Source organism: Desulfurellaceae bacterium, from assembly GCA_021296095.1.
In the GTDB taxonomy this organism is placed as follows: domain Bacteria; phylum Desulfobacterota; class Binatia; order Bin18; family Bin18; genus JAAXHF01.
Genome location: JAGWBB010000063.1, coordinates 1 through 15,646, shown reverse-complemented (window position 1 = coordinate 15,646; position 15,646 = coordinate 1). Strand labels below are relative to the sequence as shown.

Annotated in this window: 20 protein-coding genes; 11 read left to right on the top strand and 9 right to left on the bottom strand. The window is 63.5% G+C overall.

The window, feature by feature from the left end; translation table 11 throughout:
• Together J4F42_15175 and J4F42_15170 are read left to right on the top strand one after the other, a co-directional pair.
• The coding region (locus tag J4F42_15175) for an SDR family oxidoreductase (protein ID MCE2486855.1) at positions 1-265 on the top strand (265 nt) is incomplete at its 5' end.
• A gap of 13 nt (positions 266-278) precedes the next feature.
• Positions 279-1,085 carry an aldo/keto reductase gene (locus J4F42_15170; GenBank protein MCE2486854.1) on the top strand — a complete coding sequence of 269 codons (807 nt, stop codon included), beginning with the start codon at positions 279-281 and terminating at the stop codon, positions 1,083-1,085.
• 77 nt (positions 1,086-1,162) lie between these two features.
• On the opposite strand, the gene J4F42_15165 is transcribed toward J4F42_15170, so the two are convergent.
• The gene (locus J4F42_15165; protein ID MCE2486853.1) at positions 1,163-1,918 is read right to left on the bottom strand and encodes an SDR family oxidoreductase; all 756 of its coding nucleotides are present in this window, start codon (positions 1,916-1,918) and stop codon (positions 1,163-1,165) included.
• 125 nt (positions 1,919-2,043) lie between these two features.
• Between J4F42_15165 and J4F42_15160 the strand changes: the two genes are divergently transcribed.
• From J4F42_15160 to J4F42_15130, 7 genes are all read left to right on the top strand, one after another.
• Positions 2,044-2,757, top strand: coding sequence for a dienelactone hydrolase family protein (locus J4F42_15160; protein ID MCE2486852.1), 714 nt, complete (start codon positions 2,044-2,046; stop codon positions 2,755-2,757).
• Entirely contained in the window at positions 2,757-3,050 is a 294-nt protein-coding gene (gene nrtS, locus J4F42_15155) for a nitrate/nitrite transporter NrtS (GenBank protein ID MCE2486851.1), read from the top strand. The genes J4F42_15160 and nrtS overlap by 1 nt, the downstream gene beginning before the upstream one ends.
• An 85-nt stretch (positions 3,051-3,135) precedes the next feature.
• Positions 3,136-3,417: a BrnT family toxin gene (locus tag J4F42_15150; protein MCE2486850.1), complete on the top strand. Its 282-nt coding sequence runs from the start codon at positions 3,136-3,138 to the stop codon at positions 3,415-3,417.
• Entirely contained in the window at positions 3,392-3,727 is a 336-nt protein-coding gene (locus tag J4F42_15145) for a helix-turn-helix domain-containing protein (protein ID MCE2486849.1), read from the top strand. The genes J4F42_15150 and J4F42_15145 overlap by 26 nt, the downstream gene beginning before the upstream one ends.
• Positions 3,728-3,934: 207 nt before the next feature.
• The gene (locus J4F42_15140; GenBank protein ID MCE2486848.1) at positions 3,935-4,180 is read left to right on the top strand and encodes a YgiT-type zinc finger protein; all 246 of its coding nucleotides are present in this window, start codon (positions 3,935-3,937) and stop codon (positions 4,178-4,180) included.
• A gap of 148 nt (positions 4,181-4,328) precedes the next feature.
• Positions 4,329-4,604: a DUF1778 domain-containing protein gene (locus J4F42_15135; protein ID MCE2486847.1), complete on the top strand. Its 276-nt coding sequence runs from the start codon at positions 4,329-4,331 to the stop codon at positions 4,602-4,604.
• Positions 4,601-5,122: a GNAT family N-acetyltransferase gene (locus tag J4F42_15130; protein MCE2486846.1), complete on the top strand. Its 522-nt coding sequence runs from the start codon at positions 4,601-4,603 to the stop codon at positions 5,120-5,122. Before J4F42_15135 ends, J4F42_15130 begins: the two co-directional genes overlap by 4 nt.
• A 27-nt stretch (positions 5,123-5,149) precedes the next feature.
• On the opposite strand, the gene J4F42_15125 is transcribed toward J4F42_15130, so the two are convergent.
• From J4F42_15125 to J4F42_15110, 4 genes are all read right to left on the bottom strand, one after another.
• The gene (locus J4F42_15125; protein ID MCE2486845.1) at positions 5,150-7,231 is read right to left on the bottom strand and encodes a hydantoinase/oxoprolinase family protein; all 2,082 of its coding nucleotides are present in this window, start codon (positions 7,229-7,231) and stop codon (positions 5,150-5,152) included.
• Between the two features lie 8 nt (positions 7,232-7,239).
• A complete protein-coding gene (locus J4F42_15120) occupies positions 7,240-7,704 on the bottom strand; it encodes a RidA family protein (GenBank protein ID MCE2486844.1) in 465 nt (154 codons plus the stop codon).
• 70 nt (positions 7,705-7,774) lie between these two features.
• Positions 7,775-8,743, bottom strand: a complete 969-nt coding sequence (locus J4F42_15115; protein ID MCE2486843.1) for a hypothetical protein — start codon at positions 8,741-8,743, stop codon at positions 7,775-7,777.
• A gap of 56 nt (positions 8,744-8,799) precedes the next feature.
• On the bottom strand, positions 8,800-9,888 hold the full coding sequence (locus J4F42_15110; protein MCE2486842.1) for an SIS domain-containing protein: 1,089 nt from the start codon (positions 9,886-9,888) through the stop codon (positions 8,800-8,802).
• Positions 9,889-10,098: 210 nt separating this feature from the next.
• On the opposite strand from J4F42_15110, the gene J4F42_15105 reads away from it, so the two are divergent.
• Both J4F42_15105 and J4F42_15100 read left to right on the top strand, forming a co-directional pair.
• A complete protein-coding gene (locus J4F42_15105; protein MCE2486841.1) occupies positions 10,099-10,563 on the top strand; it encodes a YbaK/EbsC family protein in 465 nt (154 codons plus the stop codon).
• 87 nt (positions 10,564-10,650) lie between these two features.
• Positions 10,651-11,499, top strand: a complete 849-nt coding sequence (locus tag J4F42_15100; protein MCE2486840.1) for a phytanoyl-CoA dioxygenase family protein — start codon at positions 10,651-10,653, stop codon at positions 11,497-11,499.
• 24 nt (positions 11,500-11,523) lie between these two features.
• Here the strand turns inward: J4F42_15100 and J4F42_15095 are convergent, their stop codons facing one another.
• From J4F42_15095 to J4F42_15080, 4 genes are all read right to left on the bottom strand, one after another.
• A complete protein-coding gene (locus J4F42_15095; GenBank protein MCE2486839.1) occupies positions 11,524-13,710 on the bottom strand; it encodes a RecQ family ATP-dependent DNA helicase in 2,187 nt (728 codons plus the stop codon).
• Entirely contained in the window at positions 13,707-14,399 is a 693-nt protein-coding gene (locus J4F42_15090) for a hypothetical protein (protein ID MCE2486838.1), read from the bottom strand. The genes J4F42_15095 and J4F42_15090 overlap by 4 nt, the downstream gene beginning before the upstream one ends.
• A gap of 9 nt (positions 14,400-14,408) precedes the next feature.
• Positions 14,409-15,161 carry an SDR family oxidoreductase gene (locus tag J4F42_15085; protein ID MCE2486837.1) on the bottom strand — a complete coding sequence of 251 codons (753 nt, stop codon included), beginning with the start codon at positions 15,159-15,161 and terminating at the stop codon, positions 14,409-14,411.
• Between the two features lie 54 nt (positions 15,162-15,215).
• A partial coding sequence (locus J4F42_15080) for a hypothetical protein (GenBank protein ID MCE2486836.1) occupies positions 15,216-15,646 on the bottom strand: 431 nt, incomplete at its 5' end.

Below are 15,646 nucleotides of genomic sequence, written 5' to 3'. Positions count from 1 at the left end.
CGGAAAAGTCGCATTTATCACCGGCGCCGGTTCGGGCATCGCCCGCTCAGCGTCACAGCTCTTCACCCAGCAGGGAGCCGATGACCCGGACGCCCCGGCCGCCACGCCCCGGACGCAGTTCATCAAATCCCAGCTGCAACGCTATCCGTTCTCGGTCGGCGAGCCCGAAGATATCGCCCAGGTTGCCCTGTTCCTGGCGTCGGATGAAGCCCGGATGCTGACCGGGGTCATTCTGCCCGCAGACGGGGGATTATCGTCGTACTGAGGAATGGACGCCAATGAGAACCAAACAACTCGGCACCACCGCCGTCACGGTCCCGGAGATTGGCCTGGGGGTCTGGAAGTATCGCGGTGGGGTGGAACCGCTGCGTAAGGGTCTGGAGCTGGGCGCACGCCTCATCGACACCGCAGAGGCGTACCGCACCGAAGACGTTGTGGGACAGGCCGTCAAAGACCTCCGCGACCACGTCTTCATTGCCACCAAAGTGTCGGGCGACCATCTGCGGCACGACGCCGTGCTGCGTGCCGCAGAGGCGAGCCTGCGTCTACTCGGTACGGACGTGATCGATCTGTACCAGATCCACTGGCCGAATTCGTCCGTACCGATCACAGAAACCATGCGCGCGCTGGAAGAACTCGTCGACAGGAAACAGATCAAATATATTGGCGTGAGTAATTTTACTGTCCGCGAGCTGCGGGAAGCTCAAGCCGCCATGCGCCACAACCCGATCGTTTCCAATCAAGTCTTGTACAATCTGAACGCCCGCTCGATTGAGCACGAGATGCTGCCCTACTGTCAGGAACACAATGTGACGATCCTGGCCTACACCCCCTTGGACAGTGGGCGTCTGACGAACCGGAACATCGACCGGCTCGCCAGGGGTGTCCGGACGCTGGAACAGATTGCAAGCGAGACACACAAGACCCTGAGTCAGGTCGCCCTGAACTGGTGTGTCTCCCACCCGAACGTCATCGCCATTCCGAAGTCTGACCGGGTGGACCGCACCGTTGAGAACTGTGGGGCGTCCGGCTGGCGCTTGACTCAGGAGCAGATGAGCCGGCTGGACGAAGCGTTTTCCTGGTGAAGAGACAACTCCGTCCCGTGCGGCCAGGCAGGTGACGGAGCCCAGATCCGGGCGGGCACGAAAGCCCGCCCAACTCCCTACACCACCGCCCCGGCGCTGGTATGAAGCGTCTGGCCGGTGATCTGGCGGCTGCCCGGCTGGCACAGAAACAGAATCGCGGCCGCCACATCTTCCGGCTGCGAGACCCGGTGGAACAGGTTTTCCAGGGGACCGCTGGAGGCCACTTTCTCCAGGGCTGCGGCGTCGCCGATGACCTTGGTCATGCCGGTCGCGGTAATCCCGGGCGCAATCGCATTGACGTTGATATTGTGCGGTCCCAGTTCGGCCGCCGCACTGCGGGTGAGCTGGACCAGGGCAGCCTTGGAGCTGGCGTAGGCGATGGGCGACTGGCGGGCGCGGAAGGCTGAGCTGGAGCTGATATTCACAATCCGGCCACCCCCACCGCGCTCAATCATGTGTTTGGCCACATGCTTCATCATCAGCATGGCGGCCTTCAGGTTGACCGTCTGGACAAAGTCCCAGTTGTCCTCCTCCATGTCGAGCAGGCTCTGAAAACGGCCGGTCACCCCGGCGCAGTTGACCAGCGCGTCAATTTTTCCCAGGCGCTCAATCACCCGGGCCACCGCACCCGGAATCTGGGCTGTGTCGGCCAGATCAATCGGCAGCGCAAACGCCGTGTCACCCTGCCCGGCCGAGGCGGCCGCGCCAGCCTCATCGCGGTCCAGCACAGCCACCGCCGCCCCGTCATGCAGCAGCGCGGCGACCGCCGCCCGACCAATGCCGGAGGCTCCGCCAGTAACAATCGCGGACTGACCTGAAAGTGCACCACTCATAGTTCCCTCCTGATCTGTCTGGGGTCTACCTGTAGCAAATCACCGAGCGCCTGGGCAAACGCTTTTGCCGTAGCCTTTTTGCGCCCGGCACAGCTATGATAGCCGGCCACGGGAGGGAGCTAAGCATGCAGACCGAGACTATCGAGTATCAAGACAGAGCTGTGAGCCTGCGCGGCTTTGTGGCCTATGACGACACCCGGTCCGACCCGCGTCCGGGCGTCCTGGTCATGCCGGGCGGCTTCGGGCTGGGCGCCAACGCCAAACGACGGGCCGAGATGCTGGCCGACCTGGGCTATGTTGCCCTGGCCGGCGATCCGTACGGCGACGGTATTGAGTTTGACGATCTGGAACAGGTCATGCGGCGCGTCAGCGCCCTGCGTGACGATCCGGACACATTTCGCCAACGGGCGCGGGTGGCCCTGGAGACGCTGGCCGCCCTGCCCCAGGTGGATGCGGGGCGGCTGGCGGCGATCGGCTATTGCCTGGGCGGAACGTTCGCCCTGGAGCTGGCCCGCGACGGCGCACCGCTGGCGGGCGTAGTGACCTTTCACGGAGGTCTGGAGACCAAACGCCCGGCCGTAGCCGGTCAGGTCAGGGCCAAGCTGCTGGTGTGTACCGGGGCCGACGACCCGTCCGTGCCGGTCGAGCACGTCAGCGCCTTTACCGACGAAATGACCCGGGCCGGCGTCGACTGGCAGCTCATCAGCTATGGCCATACCCGACACGGATTTACCTACCCGGACGCCGCAAGTCGGGGCATAGACTGGATTGCCTATAACGAGGCGGCCGACACCCGCTCGTGGCAAGCCATGCGGCTGTTCTTTGAGGAGGTACTCTAGTGGCCCAGGTACCGGCCCGGTCCGGCCGGGCCGTTTCCCTGCGCCGCTTTGTCCATCACCTGTTTCGGCGCGAGACCGTTGGGCGGGCGATCAGGGTCGCAGCCATCGTCGGGCCGATCCTGACCGTCATCAACCAGTATGACGTGCTGCTCAGCCTCGACTTCTCGCCCCGCCTGGTGGCCAAGATCGGACTGACCTTCCTGGTGCCCTACAGCGTCTCGTCCTTCTCCTCGGCGCGGGCCTATATGGACAATGAAACCGCTGTGGATACACCCGCAGATGGAAGTCCCTAAAAACGAGCCGACAGGCTATCTGTCGTGAGCATTCATCTTCCCTTGCGTGTTGACAGACAGTAGGCCAATGGCCTACCCATGACTCATGGAGTTCGAGTGGGATGACGCAAAGAGTGAGGCGTGTTTCGTGCAGCGCGGGTTCGATTTCGCCTATGCTATTCGAGCTTTTCTTGATGCAAATCGGATTATCAGTCGGGATTATCGTCAGGATTATGGCGAGGATCGCTACCGGCTGTTGGGCGTGATTGAAGGCCGGGTGTTCGTCGTCATTTTTACCCTGCGGCATTCCACTATCCGCATCATTTCAGCCCGCAAAGCCAATAAGAGGGAGGTTGAGGCATATGACAAGAACACGCGTCAAGATTGATCCCGGCCGTCGGCGAGACCTGCCTGCGGGACGAGTCAATTACGAAGTGCTGGACGCGACGACCGAACGGGACATCGCGGCACAGCAACGCCAAGACGAGGCCGAAGCGATGCGGGACATGGCAAAATTCGCCCGCCGCGTCCGTAAACGTCTGGGCTTCACCCAACAAGAGTTCGCCCGTCGCATCGACGTACCGCAAGAAACAATCCGTAACTGGGAACAGGGAAAACGCCGCCCCACCGGTGCGGCTAAGGCGTTGCTCCGCGTGCTCGACAAGGCGCCCGAGGCGGCGCTATTCGTGTTGCGCTGAAGTCGTGCTGCAGGCATCGCCGGAAGGGTTGAGCCGGAACTTTCTCGGATCCGATGGTCCAACATCGGGAGCAAGTTCAGCTGACAATGAACTAACCTTATCTGGTGCCCTACAGCGTCTCGTCCTTCTCCTCGGCGCGGGCCTATATGGACAATGAAACCGCTGTGGACCTAAGCACTGAGAGTACAAAGTGACGGAGTCAGCACCATGAAAGAACACTTTGGCTATCGGTGCGAGTATTGTGAGGGAACGGTTCGAGAGAAGCGTGTTGAGCGGGAAGCTTTCAAACACAGAGCCGGCTTTGTCATCCTGGAGGAGGTTCTGATTGGAGTCTGTGACAGGTGCGCCAATCGCTACTACAGCGCCGAAATCCTCAAACACGTTCAGGCTGTCGCAACAGGCAAAATCCTCCCGGCGCGCACCGAGCCTGTTCCGGTTTCCCGAGTTCAATGAAGGCTGTGCATGACGTGCTGGCTGCGAGCGTACACGAGCACGAGAAGCGCTGCATGGCGCGTTCAGCTTTGGGAACTGAGAGTTGCCCTCTTGTCATGTACTCCGATTGTGCGTACAAAATGACAAGGAAGATTCTAGGAGGACGGCCATGCCGACAGCAGCCAAACAGGAACGCTTACAGATACGGCTCGATGCCCACGCGAAGAATGTCTTGCAGCGCGCGGCAGGCTATCGTCGCAAGGCGCTCAGTCAATTTGTGCTTGGTACTGCGTTGGAAGAAGCCGAGCGGGTCATACAGGAGAATGAGCTTGTCACTCTGTCCAATGCGGATTGGCAGGTGTTCTATGCTGCCTTGACCAATCCACCCGCGCCGAATACAGCCCTCCGCAAAGCCTATGCGCGCTACCGGCAGGCCAAGGGATGACAACCGGAGCGGCCGTGTGGCGTATCGTGCCGTTCAACAGTAAAGTCCATGACCGGTCTGCCTTTTCTTGCGGAGCGCCAGAGCTTGATAACTACATTCGGCGCTTGGCTTCCCAAGATATGCGGCGGGATGTTGCGCGAGTGTTTGTGGCGGCCGAGCCTGATGCTGATACCGTGGTCGGTTACTACACACTGAGCGCAGCCAACTTCCGCCGGGAAGCCATGCCTGCGGACCAGGCAAAGCGGCTCCCGTACTACCCGGTTCCAGGAGCGCTACTGGGACGCCTCGCTGTCGATAGCAGCCAACAGGGTCGCGGGCTTGGCGCGTATCTCTTAATGGACGCACTCGAACGGGTGCATTCGGTCACCCAGGTGGTTGCCATGCAGGCCTTGGTGGTTGATGCCCGTGGCGATGCCGCAGCTGCCTTCTATCGAAAATTCGGGTTCGTCGAATTCGTCGATGATCAACGTCGCCTGTTTCTGCCAATGGCAACGATCCGACGGCTTATTGCCGGGTAGAGCGGCGGAAGGAACTCTTTGGCAAATTTATCCGGCGAGGGTGATCACCAAGTTTTGCTCGGCGTCCACCTGCCCCCCGGCCCCCGGTCCGACAACAACCGTGCATTCCCGCTCTTCGATAATGGCCGGCCCGGAAAAGGGCGTGCCGACCGGCAGCAGGTAGCGGTCGTAGACCGGACACGAGGCATAGCCCTCGTGCTCAGGGAAGTAGACCTGACGCTCACCCTTGCGGGCGGCTTCGAGCGTATGGCTCGACCCGGCCTGTGACGGCAGGCTCACCTGGGGGCGCGGCCCCGAGGCCAGCAAACGCCAGTTCACCACCTCAATCTCGACGCCCGGATTGAGCCGTTTGTACAGCCGCTCATACTCCTCGGCAAAGGCCTGGCGCAGGGCCGGCAAATGCTGGGCGCCCAGGACGGGCGGCAGCGGTACGCTGATCTCGAAGCCCTGCTGGACATAGCGCATATCGGCCGAGCGGCTGAGCGTGATGTCGCCCTCCACCCCGGCTGCGGTCAGCACCGCCCGACCGCGTTCCTCCAGGTCTGCGTACAGGCGCTCCAGGCTGGCAAAATCCAGCTCGGACAGGGTCGTCACATAGCTCTGCACAAAATCGAAGGCCAGCGGGGCGGTCAGCATGCCAAAGGCCGAGGTCACGCCGGCCGCCAGCGGACACACCACGGTTTTGAGTTTCAGCCGCTCGGCCACCCGGTAGGCGTGGACCGGGCCCGCCCCGCCAAACGCGATCAGATGCGCGCCGCGCGGGTCGCGACCCTTTTCGACCAGGTGCATGTGGGCCGCATTGGCCATATTCTCGTTCACCACCTGGTGAATCCCCCAGGCCGCGCGCAGCACGTCGAGCTTGAGCGGCCGGGCGATCCGGTCGGCAATCGCCCGCTCGGCCGCGGCTCGGTCAAGCCGCATCTTGCCACCCAGAAAATAGTCGGGGCTCAGATAGCCCAGCACCAGGTCGGCGTCGGTCACGGTCGGTTCGGTTCCGCCCTGGCCGTAACACACCGGTCCGGGCTGCGAGCCGGCACTGTCGGGGCCGACCTTGAGCAACCCGAGACTATCGACCCGGGCGATGCTGCCCCCACCGGCGCCGATTTCGATCATCTCGATCACCGGCACCTTGAGCGGTAGGCCGCTGCCCTTTTTGAAGCGGTACACCCGGGCCGCCTCAAAATCCGTCGTCAGCATGGGTTGGCCCCCATCAATCAGGCAGATCTTGGCCGTCGTGCCGCCCATGTCGAACGAAATCACCCGGTCGAGTTCTTGGCGGGCGCTGTAGAAACTGGCCGCCAGCGCGCCTGCGGCCGGGCCGGATTCGATCAGCCGGATCGGATACTCGCCGGCCACGTCACAGCTCGTTATCCCTCCATTCGACAGCATGACAAACATGTCACGCGGCACGCCCAGGGCCCGCAGCTCGGTGTTCAGCTTGTCCAGGTACTGGCGGGCCAGCGGCTTCACATACACGTTGGCGACCGTCGTCGAGGTCCGCTCATACTCCCGGATTTCGGGCATGACCTCGCACGACAGCGAGCAGCTCAGGTGCGGAAAATGCTCGGCCGCAACCTGCTTCACCAGCCGCTCATGAGCCGGATTGCGGAACGAGTGGAGCAGGCAGACGGCCAGGGCTTCGACGCCGGCCTCGACCAACTCGTGTATCACCGCCCGGACTTCGACCGGATCGAGCGGTATCAGCACCGCGCCGCGGTGGTCGAGGCGCTCGCTGACCTCACGGCGCAGAAAGCGGGGAACAAGCGGCTGGGGATTTTCCAGCGAGATATCGTAGATGTCGTAGCGGCGTTCACGGCCGATTTCGAGCGCGTCCCGAAAACCCCTGGTCGTGATCAGACCCGTCTTGGCCCCCTTGCGCTCAATAATCGCGTTGGTGATCAGCGTTGTGCCGTGGACCAGCTGCGAGACGTGTCGGGGGCTGATATCCGCCTGTCCGAGCAGCTCGCGCACCCCGTCGAGCACGGCCGCAGCCGGGTCATGCGGCGTCGTCAGCACCTTGCCGATGGCCATGCCGTCGTCAGACAGCAGGACGAGGTCGGTAAACGTCCCGCCAATATCTATCCCCAGCCGATACGTTTCAGCCTGCATGTCCGCCCCTACACCTCGACGATCATCTCGATCTCGACCGCGATATTGAACGGCAGCTGATACATGCCGACCGCCGAGCGGGCGTGGCGACCGCGCTCGGCGTACAGCTCGACGAGCAGGTCGGAGGCCCCGTTGATGACCTGGGGCTGCTGCTGGAAATCTTCCGCACAGTTCACAAAACCGAGCAGCTTGACCACCCGCTTGACCTTATCGAGGTCGCCGAGTTCCTGCTTGAGCGTCTGCAACAGGTTGAGCATGACCTGCCTGGCCGCCTCGTAACCCTGCTCGACCGTCAGCTCTCCGCCGACCTTGCCCTGGATAAACTGTACCTGTCCGTCCTTGAGCAAACCCGGACCGTGCCCGGACAGGAACAGCAGGGAGCCGGCCCGCACGACCGGTACATAGTTGGCCACCGGCGTGGGAATGGGGGGCAGCTCCAGGCCCAGCTCGGCCAGTCTCTTTTCAACGTCCATATTCTCCTCCTCATGTGAAGCCTACCCTCCGCCCGTTCCCAAAGGGGAGCTGGGGGGATTTTCGTCGTCCTCAGCCTTCCTCCTCGGCCAGCGCCTCCAGCACCGCTGCGGCTAGCAGCGGCACCATCAGCTCGTGGTGGCCGGTGATGGCGTAGCCCCGGCCGCCCACCCCGGCCGGCCGGCCGACCACGTTGTGCAGCGGACGGTAGTGCTGCTGCATGTCAAGATTGACCGTGACAAACTGTTTGAGATTGCTTCCCAGGTTCTGGGCGATGGTAAAGGCTTTCAGGAACACCTCGGGCAGAATCACCGCCGAGCCGACGTTCAGATACACCCCCCCGCCCGACAGCCCGGCCACCAGGCTACTCAGCAGCCGAAAATCGGTGAAGCTGGCCTGGCCCAGCAGCGAGCCGGCGGCGTTGTCCCGCATGTGAATGATATCGGTCCCCAGCGCAACGTGGACCGTCAGCGGCACCTCGAGTTGCAAGGCGGCCGCCAGCAGGCTGTGAGCCGCGTAGGGCGGGCTCAGGGCGACCAGCTTGTGGCCCAGGGCTTCGCCCAGCCCCATCCGGCCGGCGCGCACCTCGTCACGGTCGAGCGCCTCGTTCATCAGCTGCCCGGTTTCGGTCACCATGCCGAAGCTGCCGTCGCCCAGACCCGAGGCCACATCTTCCGAGGTTTCGCCGATCAGGGCGATCTCGAAATCGTGGATCGGGCCAGCTCCGTTCATGGCCAGGACGCTGATAACGCCCCGGCGCATGAGCTCGATAATCCACGGACTCAAGCCGCACTTGATCAGGTGCGCGCCCATGCCCCAGATGACAGGCTTAGCGGCCCGGTGGGCGGCCAGGACAGCCGCCACGACTGCCCGGAAATCGTTGCCGATCAGAATATTGGGCAGACTGTCGAGAAAGGCGCGCAGCCCGCCCTGCGGCTCGTACACCGTGGCAAAGTCCTGCACTCTGACCTTGTTCCGACGCTCGGCCAGCGGATAGGTCGTCACCCGGCGTAAATCGATCGGCTCGACAGACTTGTACATAGAGAAAAAGTAAACGAGGATGACCGCCTCAGCAAGCAGAGATCCGCGTTCGCGTTTCAGACAGGTTCCGCAGCATAGGCGCGATCCACCCACTCACACACGATATGACCGATGGTGATATGCGCCTCCTGGATACGAGCGGTGTTGGACGCCGGCACGATCAGAGCCTGATCGACCAGCTCGGCCAGTCGGCCGCCGCCCTTGCCCAACAGCCCGATTGTCGTCAGACCGCGGGATTTGGCCACCTCGACCGCGCGCACGACATTGGCGGAGTTGCCGCTGGTGCTGATCGCCAGCAGGACATCGCCGGCCGTGGCCAGGGCCGCGACCTGGCGAGCGAACAGCATGGCGAAGCCACAGTCGTTGGCGATAGAGGTCAGAGCCGAGGAGTCGGTGGTCAGCGCAATGGCCGGCAGGCCCTCCCGCTCGACCTCAAACCGCCCCACCAGCTCGGCCGCGATATGCTGGGCGTCGGCCGCGCTGCCGCCATTGCCGCACAGCAGGATTTTGTTGCCGCGCCGCAGGGCGTCTACCACGCTCTGGGCCGCCGCAGCAATGTCGGCAGCCAGGGTTTGGGCGAGCGCGTGTTTGGTCAGCGCGCTCTCTCGCAGACGCTCGACCACCAGCCTGATGTCCGCCGACTGCTCGGCCGGCCCCCGGGCTTCGGCGGTCGGGACGGTCCGCGCGTGTTCCATCAGGCGGGTTGACGAATACTCGGGTACGCTGCTGGTGATGGACACCACCCGTCCGCCCGCAGCTTCGACCACCTCGCGACCCACGATCTGCTCCACCGGCCAGTCTCCGCCCTTGGCCAGCACGTCTGGCACCAGCCGCTCGATGACCCGGGCTGGGGTCGGCTCATCAAAGATCAGCACCTGGTCAACACAGGCCAGGGCCGACAGCACTACGGCCCGGTCCGCCTCATTTGAGACCGGCCGGCCGGGCCCTTTCAGGGCGCGGACCGAGCGGTCGCTGTTGAGGCCGACCACGAGCAGCTGTCCGTAGGTTTTTGCCTGTTCGAGATATTCGACGTGCCCACGGTGCAGCAGGTCAAAGCAGCCGTTGGTGAACACGACCGACCGACCGGCGCGTTTGGCCTGTCGGCGTATGCCGACCGCTTCCTCCAAGCTGATAAGCGTGCCCATGTCTACTCCCGCGGATTGTAAGACCCTGAAGGTGAACCATGATATCTTCCTCATCGAAGGGGCATCATGGCTCACCTTTGCCGAAGACTGCTGATGACTATATCCTATCCACCCGGAGCGCAACTCAGTTCCGTCCTTGCTGAGCGCTGGTTTGGTGGCGCTCGCGGACGGGATGGGGCAGCGGCAAAAAAAGTGGTATCACAGACAACCATGGACGCCTACGGACACAAGCTCAGGCAGTTTATTGCGGCCAACAACATTGAGGCGGAACAGCTCTTCTTCGATCAGTCTTGTCATTCGGTGGCCGAAGCCGCGGCAGCAGTTGGCACAGAACCGGAAAATCTCGTCAAGAATATCTGCATGACGGACACCCACGGCCAGGTGATTGTCGCCATCGTCAAGGGCGAAGACCGCGCCAGCACCTCGCGGGTTGCCAAGGCACTCCAGACAGACCGGGTGAGAACCATGACGCCGGATGAAATGCTGGCCACAACCGGCTATCCGTGTGGCGGGACACCGTCGTTCGGGTTTGCCGCGACCTTTCTTGTTGATCCCCGGGTCATGCAGGCCGTTGAGGTGTATACCGGCGGCGGGTCACAAACCGCCCTGGTCCGGGTCTCGACCCAGGCGCTCCTGCGGGCCAACGGAGGCACAGTCGCCAGAGTCAGAAAATAAACAGGAAATAAGACGGCTGCTGGCAAGAACCGCTGAAGAGCGCTATGCAGATTGAGAGAGGGGAGTAACAATCGCGAAGGAGTGCCCATGAGCAAAGCCACACTGACGACCCTGGGACCTGACGCCGACCGGCAAGCCTACCTGTCCGTGATTGAGCGGGACGGTGGGGTGATTGTGAAAAACCTGCTTGAGCCCGACCTGCTGGAGCGACTCAACGCCGAACTCGACGGCTATATCAAAACCCACCCGCCCGGCAGTCGCAGCGACAGCAAGCTGTGGCAGGTCTTTCATGGCCAGAAAACGATCCGATTTTGTGGTCTGGCCGCAAAATCACCAGCGTTTATCGAGGTGCTTCTCCACCCCGTGCTCAAAGCGTTTGCGGATCATTATCTGTTAGCCAACTGTGGTTCGTACTGGCTGAACACCTCTCAAACCATGATCATCGGTGGTGGAGAACCGGCCCAGATGCTGCACCGCGACGAAGGCAACTGGCCCCACTTCCCCTGGCCCGGCCCGGAACTCACGGTCAGCTCCATATTCGCGTTGAACGACTTCACCGAAGAAAACGGCGCCACGCTTGTCGTTCCGGGCAGCCACCGTTGGCCAGACCCGCAGCGCGAAGCGCAGCCCGAAGAAGTGACCCAAGCCGTCATGCCGGCCGGTTCGGCCCTGCTCTATACGGGGAAAGTTATTCACGCGGCTGGAGCAAACCGGACACCGGATACGTGGCGGCGCGGGATGCACATCAGCTTCGTGCTGGGCTGGCTGCGCCCCGAGGAACACCACGCCCTGGCCGTCCCCCTGGAAGTCGCCCGCCAGCTACCCGAACAGGCCCAGCACCTCTTGGGCTACCGCTCGTATCATCCGTCTGCCTATGGCGGACGGCTGGGTCTGGTGGATTTCGAGGACGCGGCTCTGGTGGACGCGCGAAGCTGAACGCAGAGCCAGAGGGGTTTTCCCTCAGCGCTTTCCGCGCCGCTCGTCCGCCGACCGGCCTGGCGGCGCGTCCGGTGTCTTGAGCGTGCCGAGGGCAGCCGCTCCCCGCTGGGTCAGCCACACATACAGATATTCGGACGCTTCGATCACCAACAGTTTCTGCTCGACCAGCACGTCGACCGCAGCCAGCAGCTCTTGGTGAGAGTGCTGGGCCAAAGCGCGATAGCCCGGCAAGGAGGCGTGTTCGGCCGCCGGCCGCGTGCCCAGGTCTGTCGTGCCGCGCAGAAAATGGGCCACGCCGGAGCGCGACAGCTGGCCGTCCTGGGTCTGGACGACGCTAAGCACCGCCCGGCACACCTCGGCCGGCAGGCCGCCAAACGGAGCCGGGGAAGGCTCAGGGGTTGGCTCGGAGGGCGGTTGTGGAGCGGGCTCGGCGGGCGGGCTCGAAGCGGTCTTTTGGGGCGGGGGCAGGACAACGCGCGGGTACTGACCCGGGATCAGACGTAGCGTCCCAGCCTGGATGCAGTCGTCGATCTGCTCAATGATCTGATCCTGGGTGAAGCGGGCCAAGGCGCCGTAGTGGGGCGACGTATCAAGTTGGAGTTGGCGCATGCGTCGGGACTTGCTGCCGGCCAAGACCTGGGCCAGACCGGACCGGCCCAAGCCGCGTTTCTGCAGCTCGGCCACCGCAGCCAGAATGGTCGGGCGGCCGTCGAGCGCCGCCAGGACAGGCGGCTGCACTGCCGTAGCACCCGTCTCGGACCGGGCGGCGTGGCACGTATCGCAGTTCCCACAGCTATGGCCGACCGCCACCTTTTCCCCAAAGTAACGCAGAATGACGCTGCGACGGCAGCCCTCGGTCGTCAGATAATCGAGCAGCTCGCCCAGACGCCGGTAATCGGCCCGTTGGCGTTGCTCAACAAAAGAAAAATCGAGCCGCAGAGCTTGCGCGCTCGTTTGGCTGAGGACACGGACACCGGCACCCGTCCATTCGATGTAGCGCTGATCCTGGAGCAGGCTCAGGGCGACATTGACCTTTTCCTCGCTCAGCCCGGACACGCGCTGAGGAATGTCGCGCGGCTCAAGCCCGTCTTTGAGCAAACGATAAATACCGCGCACCTCGCCCAGGTTGGGATAACGCTGGGCGATGAAAAATCGCTGCAAGCCACTGTCGCGCTTGTCGTACAGGACGATACACTGGGCCGGCTGGTCATCCCGGCCGGCCCGGCCCGCCTCCTGATAGTAGGACTCCAGCGAGCCGGGATGCTGGTAGTGGATTACCGCCCGGACATCGGGTTTGTCGATGCCCATGCCAAAGGCGACGGTGGCCACGATGACCCGCGTCGTGCCGTCAATAAAGGCCTGCTGGTTGCTGCGGCGCACGGACGGCTCCAGACCGGCGTGGTAGGGCACAGCAGCGATCCGCTGCTCGTTAAGGCTTGCAGCCAGGCTTTCGGCGTCCCGCTGGCGCGAGACATACACAATACAGCTACCGGCGATCCCCCGCAGCAGACTGACCAGGGCTTCGGGCTTGGCCTTGGTGACGCACGGCACGACGCCAAAAAACAGGTTCGGCCGGTCAAAGGAGTTGACCAGCAGGAAGGGGTCGGCCAGGCCGAGTTGAAAGGCGATCTCGCGTCGGACCGCAGGCGTTGCGGTGGCCGTCAGGGCCAGCACGGCGCGGGGCTCAAGGGCGCGGATGGCCTCGCGCAGCTGGAGATAATCGGGCCGGAAATCATGTCCCCACTGGCTCACGCAGTGAGCCTCATCGACCACGAACAGGCCGAGCTGCACCCGCCCCAGCAGCTCCAGAAAGCCCGGCACCCCAAAGCGTTCCGGTGCCACATACAGCAGCTTCAGCTGTTGGCCGACCAGACGCCGGAGCCGCCGCTCGCTCTCGGCCCGCGACAGGCTGGAATTCAGGGCCGCGGAATGCAGAATCCCCCGGGCGTGGAGCTGATCGACCTGATCTTTCATCAGCGCGATCAGCGGAGAGACGACCACGGTGACGCCCTGGCTGAGCAGGGCCGGGAGCTGGTAACACAGCGACTTACCGCCCCCGGTCGGCATGATGGCGACGCTTGAGCGACCCGCCAGCACGGCTTCAATCACCTCGCGCTGGCCCGGGCGGAAGGCGTCGAAGCCGAAGTAACGATGCAGCGCCGCGTCAAGATCCTGCGGTTCAGCGGACGGGGAGTCTTGTGCGGTCATAGGGTCATCAGCACGCCGCCGAATATGGCGGGATGGTAGAAGCGCACGACATAGAAGAGGATCACGGCCAGGAGAATCATGCCCCAGCGCAGCTCCCGGCCGGGAAAGGGTTGTTTTTTGCCCACGATGGCGGCAAAGGGCACGAACGAGGTGGCGGCCTGAAACTCGGCATAGCCGGGCAGGTCTCGGCTCTTGCGCTGATCCTGGTGCCTGGCCCCAAGCCAGGCAAACACCACAAAGCCGCCGAAAAAGACCACATCACTCAGGGCGCCGACCAGCGCCAAGTGAGCCAGGCCAAACAGGAAGGCGGCGGCAAAAACAGGGTGGCGGGTAATGCGGGTCATGCCGTAGGCCTGGGGCGTGCCCTGGGCCAGCAGGGAGCTGGGCGGACGCTGGAGTATTCCGCCTACCAACAGGACAAAGGCCAGCAGCATGCACCCTATGTTGAAGTCACGGGCCAGCAGATACGGCTCCAGGGTGACCCACAGCTGCGGGCCGAGGTGCTTATGCCGACCGTAATACACGCACAGGGGCACGAAGGTGGCCAGCGCCACCAGCGAATACACCGCCTGAAATGAGCGCTCGCCCAAACGGTCGATCAGCCTGGGCCGCACCCGGGCCGAGGACAGGAGCACATGCGTCCCACCGAACAGCAGCCACCAGCCGGCGATAATCAGCGTGGCGCTCATGGCTGGTGCCTAACGGGCGACATACCCGCCGTCAATGACAAACGGCGCCCCGGTGGCAAACGACGACTCGTCGCTGGCCAGAAACAGGGCTGCGTTGGCGATGTCCTGGGCTTGGCCCAACCGGCCGATGGGTTCCAGCCGGACCACCCGGTCATCGGGCCGCTCGCCCATGACGCGCTGGGCCATGGGGGTGGCAATGATGCCGGGGCAGATGCAGTTGACCCGGATGTTCTTGCTGGCGTATTCCAGGGCAACCAGGCGGGTCAGGTTGATCACCCCGGCTTTGGCCGCCGCATACGCCCCGCTGCCGGGAAAGCCGACCATGCCGGCCACCGAGGCAGTGCTCAGGATCACCCCGCCGCCCTGCTGTAGCATGTGGGGAATCACATACTTCATACCCAGATAGACCGAGGTCAGGTCAATCGCGATCACCCGCTCCCAGGCGTCTTCAGCGTAGTTGGCCAGCTTGGCCGAGGGCCCCTCGATGCCGGCATTATTGAACAGGATATCCACCCGGCCATAGGTCTGAACGGTGTGCCGAATCATCTCCTGCACGTCGGCCGATTTCGACACGTCGGCCCGGACAAAGCTGGCCTGACCACCCGCGGCGCTGATGTCACTGACGGTCTGCTCGCCACCTTCGACCACAAAGTCGGCGACCACGACCCTGGCGCCGTGCTCGGCAAACAGGCAACACGACGCCCGGCCAATGCCCGAGCCGCCGCCCGTAATCAGGGCGACCTTCTCCTTGAGTCGATCCATAGCTCCTCCCTTCGCTGTTGCTATCAGCTATCGGAGCCTGGCAAAAGGGGCGGTTCAGCCGTGCAGGGTGTCGAGCAGACGCCCGGCCTCGGCGACGATATCGGCCACAATCCGGGCGGCCGGCTTGATGTCGTGGATCAGAGCGCAGGATTCTCCGGCGTACAGCGCGGTGTGTTCCATATCGCCCGCAAAACCCGGCAGGGGCGGGAAAATGCCGTAGCGCGGGACATCGATTGTCGTGCCGGCCATCGGCATGCGGCCGACGATGTCACCCTCGCCCGGTCGCTGACCGCTGGCCGGACAGCCGGCGGCCTGCCAGTCTTCGACCGCAGTGTTACGCAGCACACGGTGGGCGGCTTGGGGCCAGCCGACATCGAACACACAGGTATGGATGGTGTCTTCGGCCGTGCTGTCAACAATGCGCTGTTTGTAGGCGGGAATGACCTGTACCTCCTGGCTGGCCACAAAGCGGGTGCCCATGGACA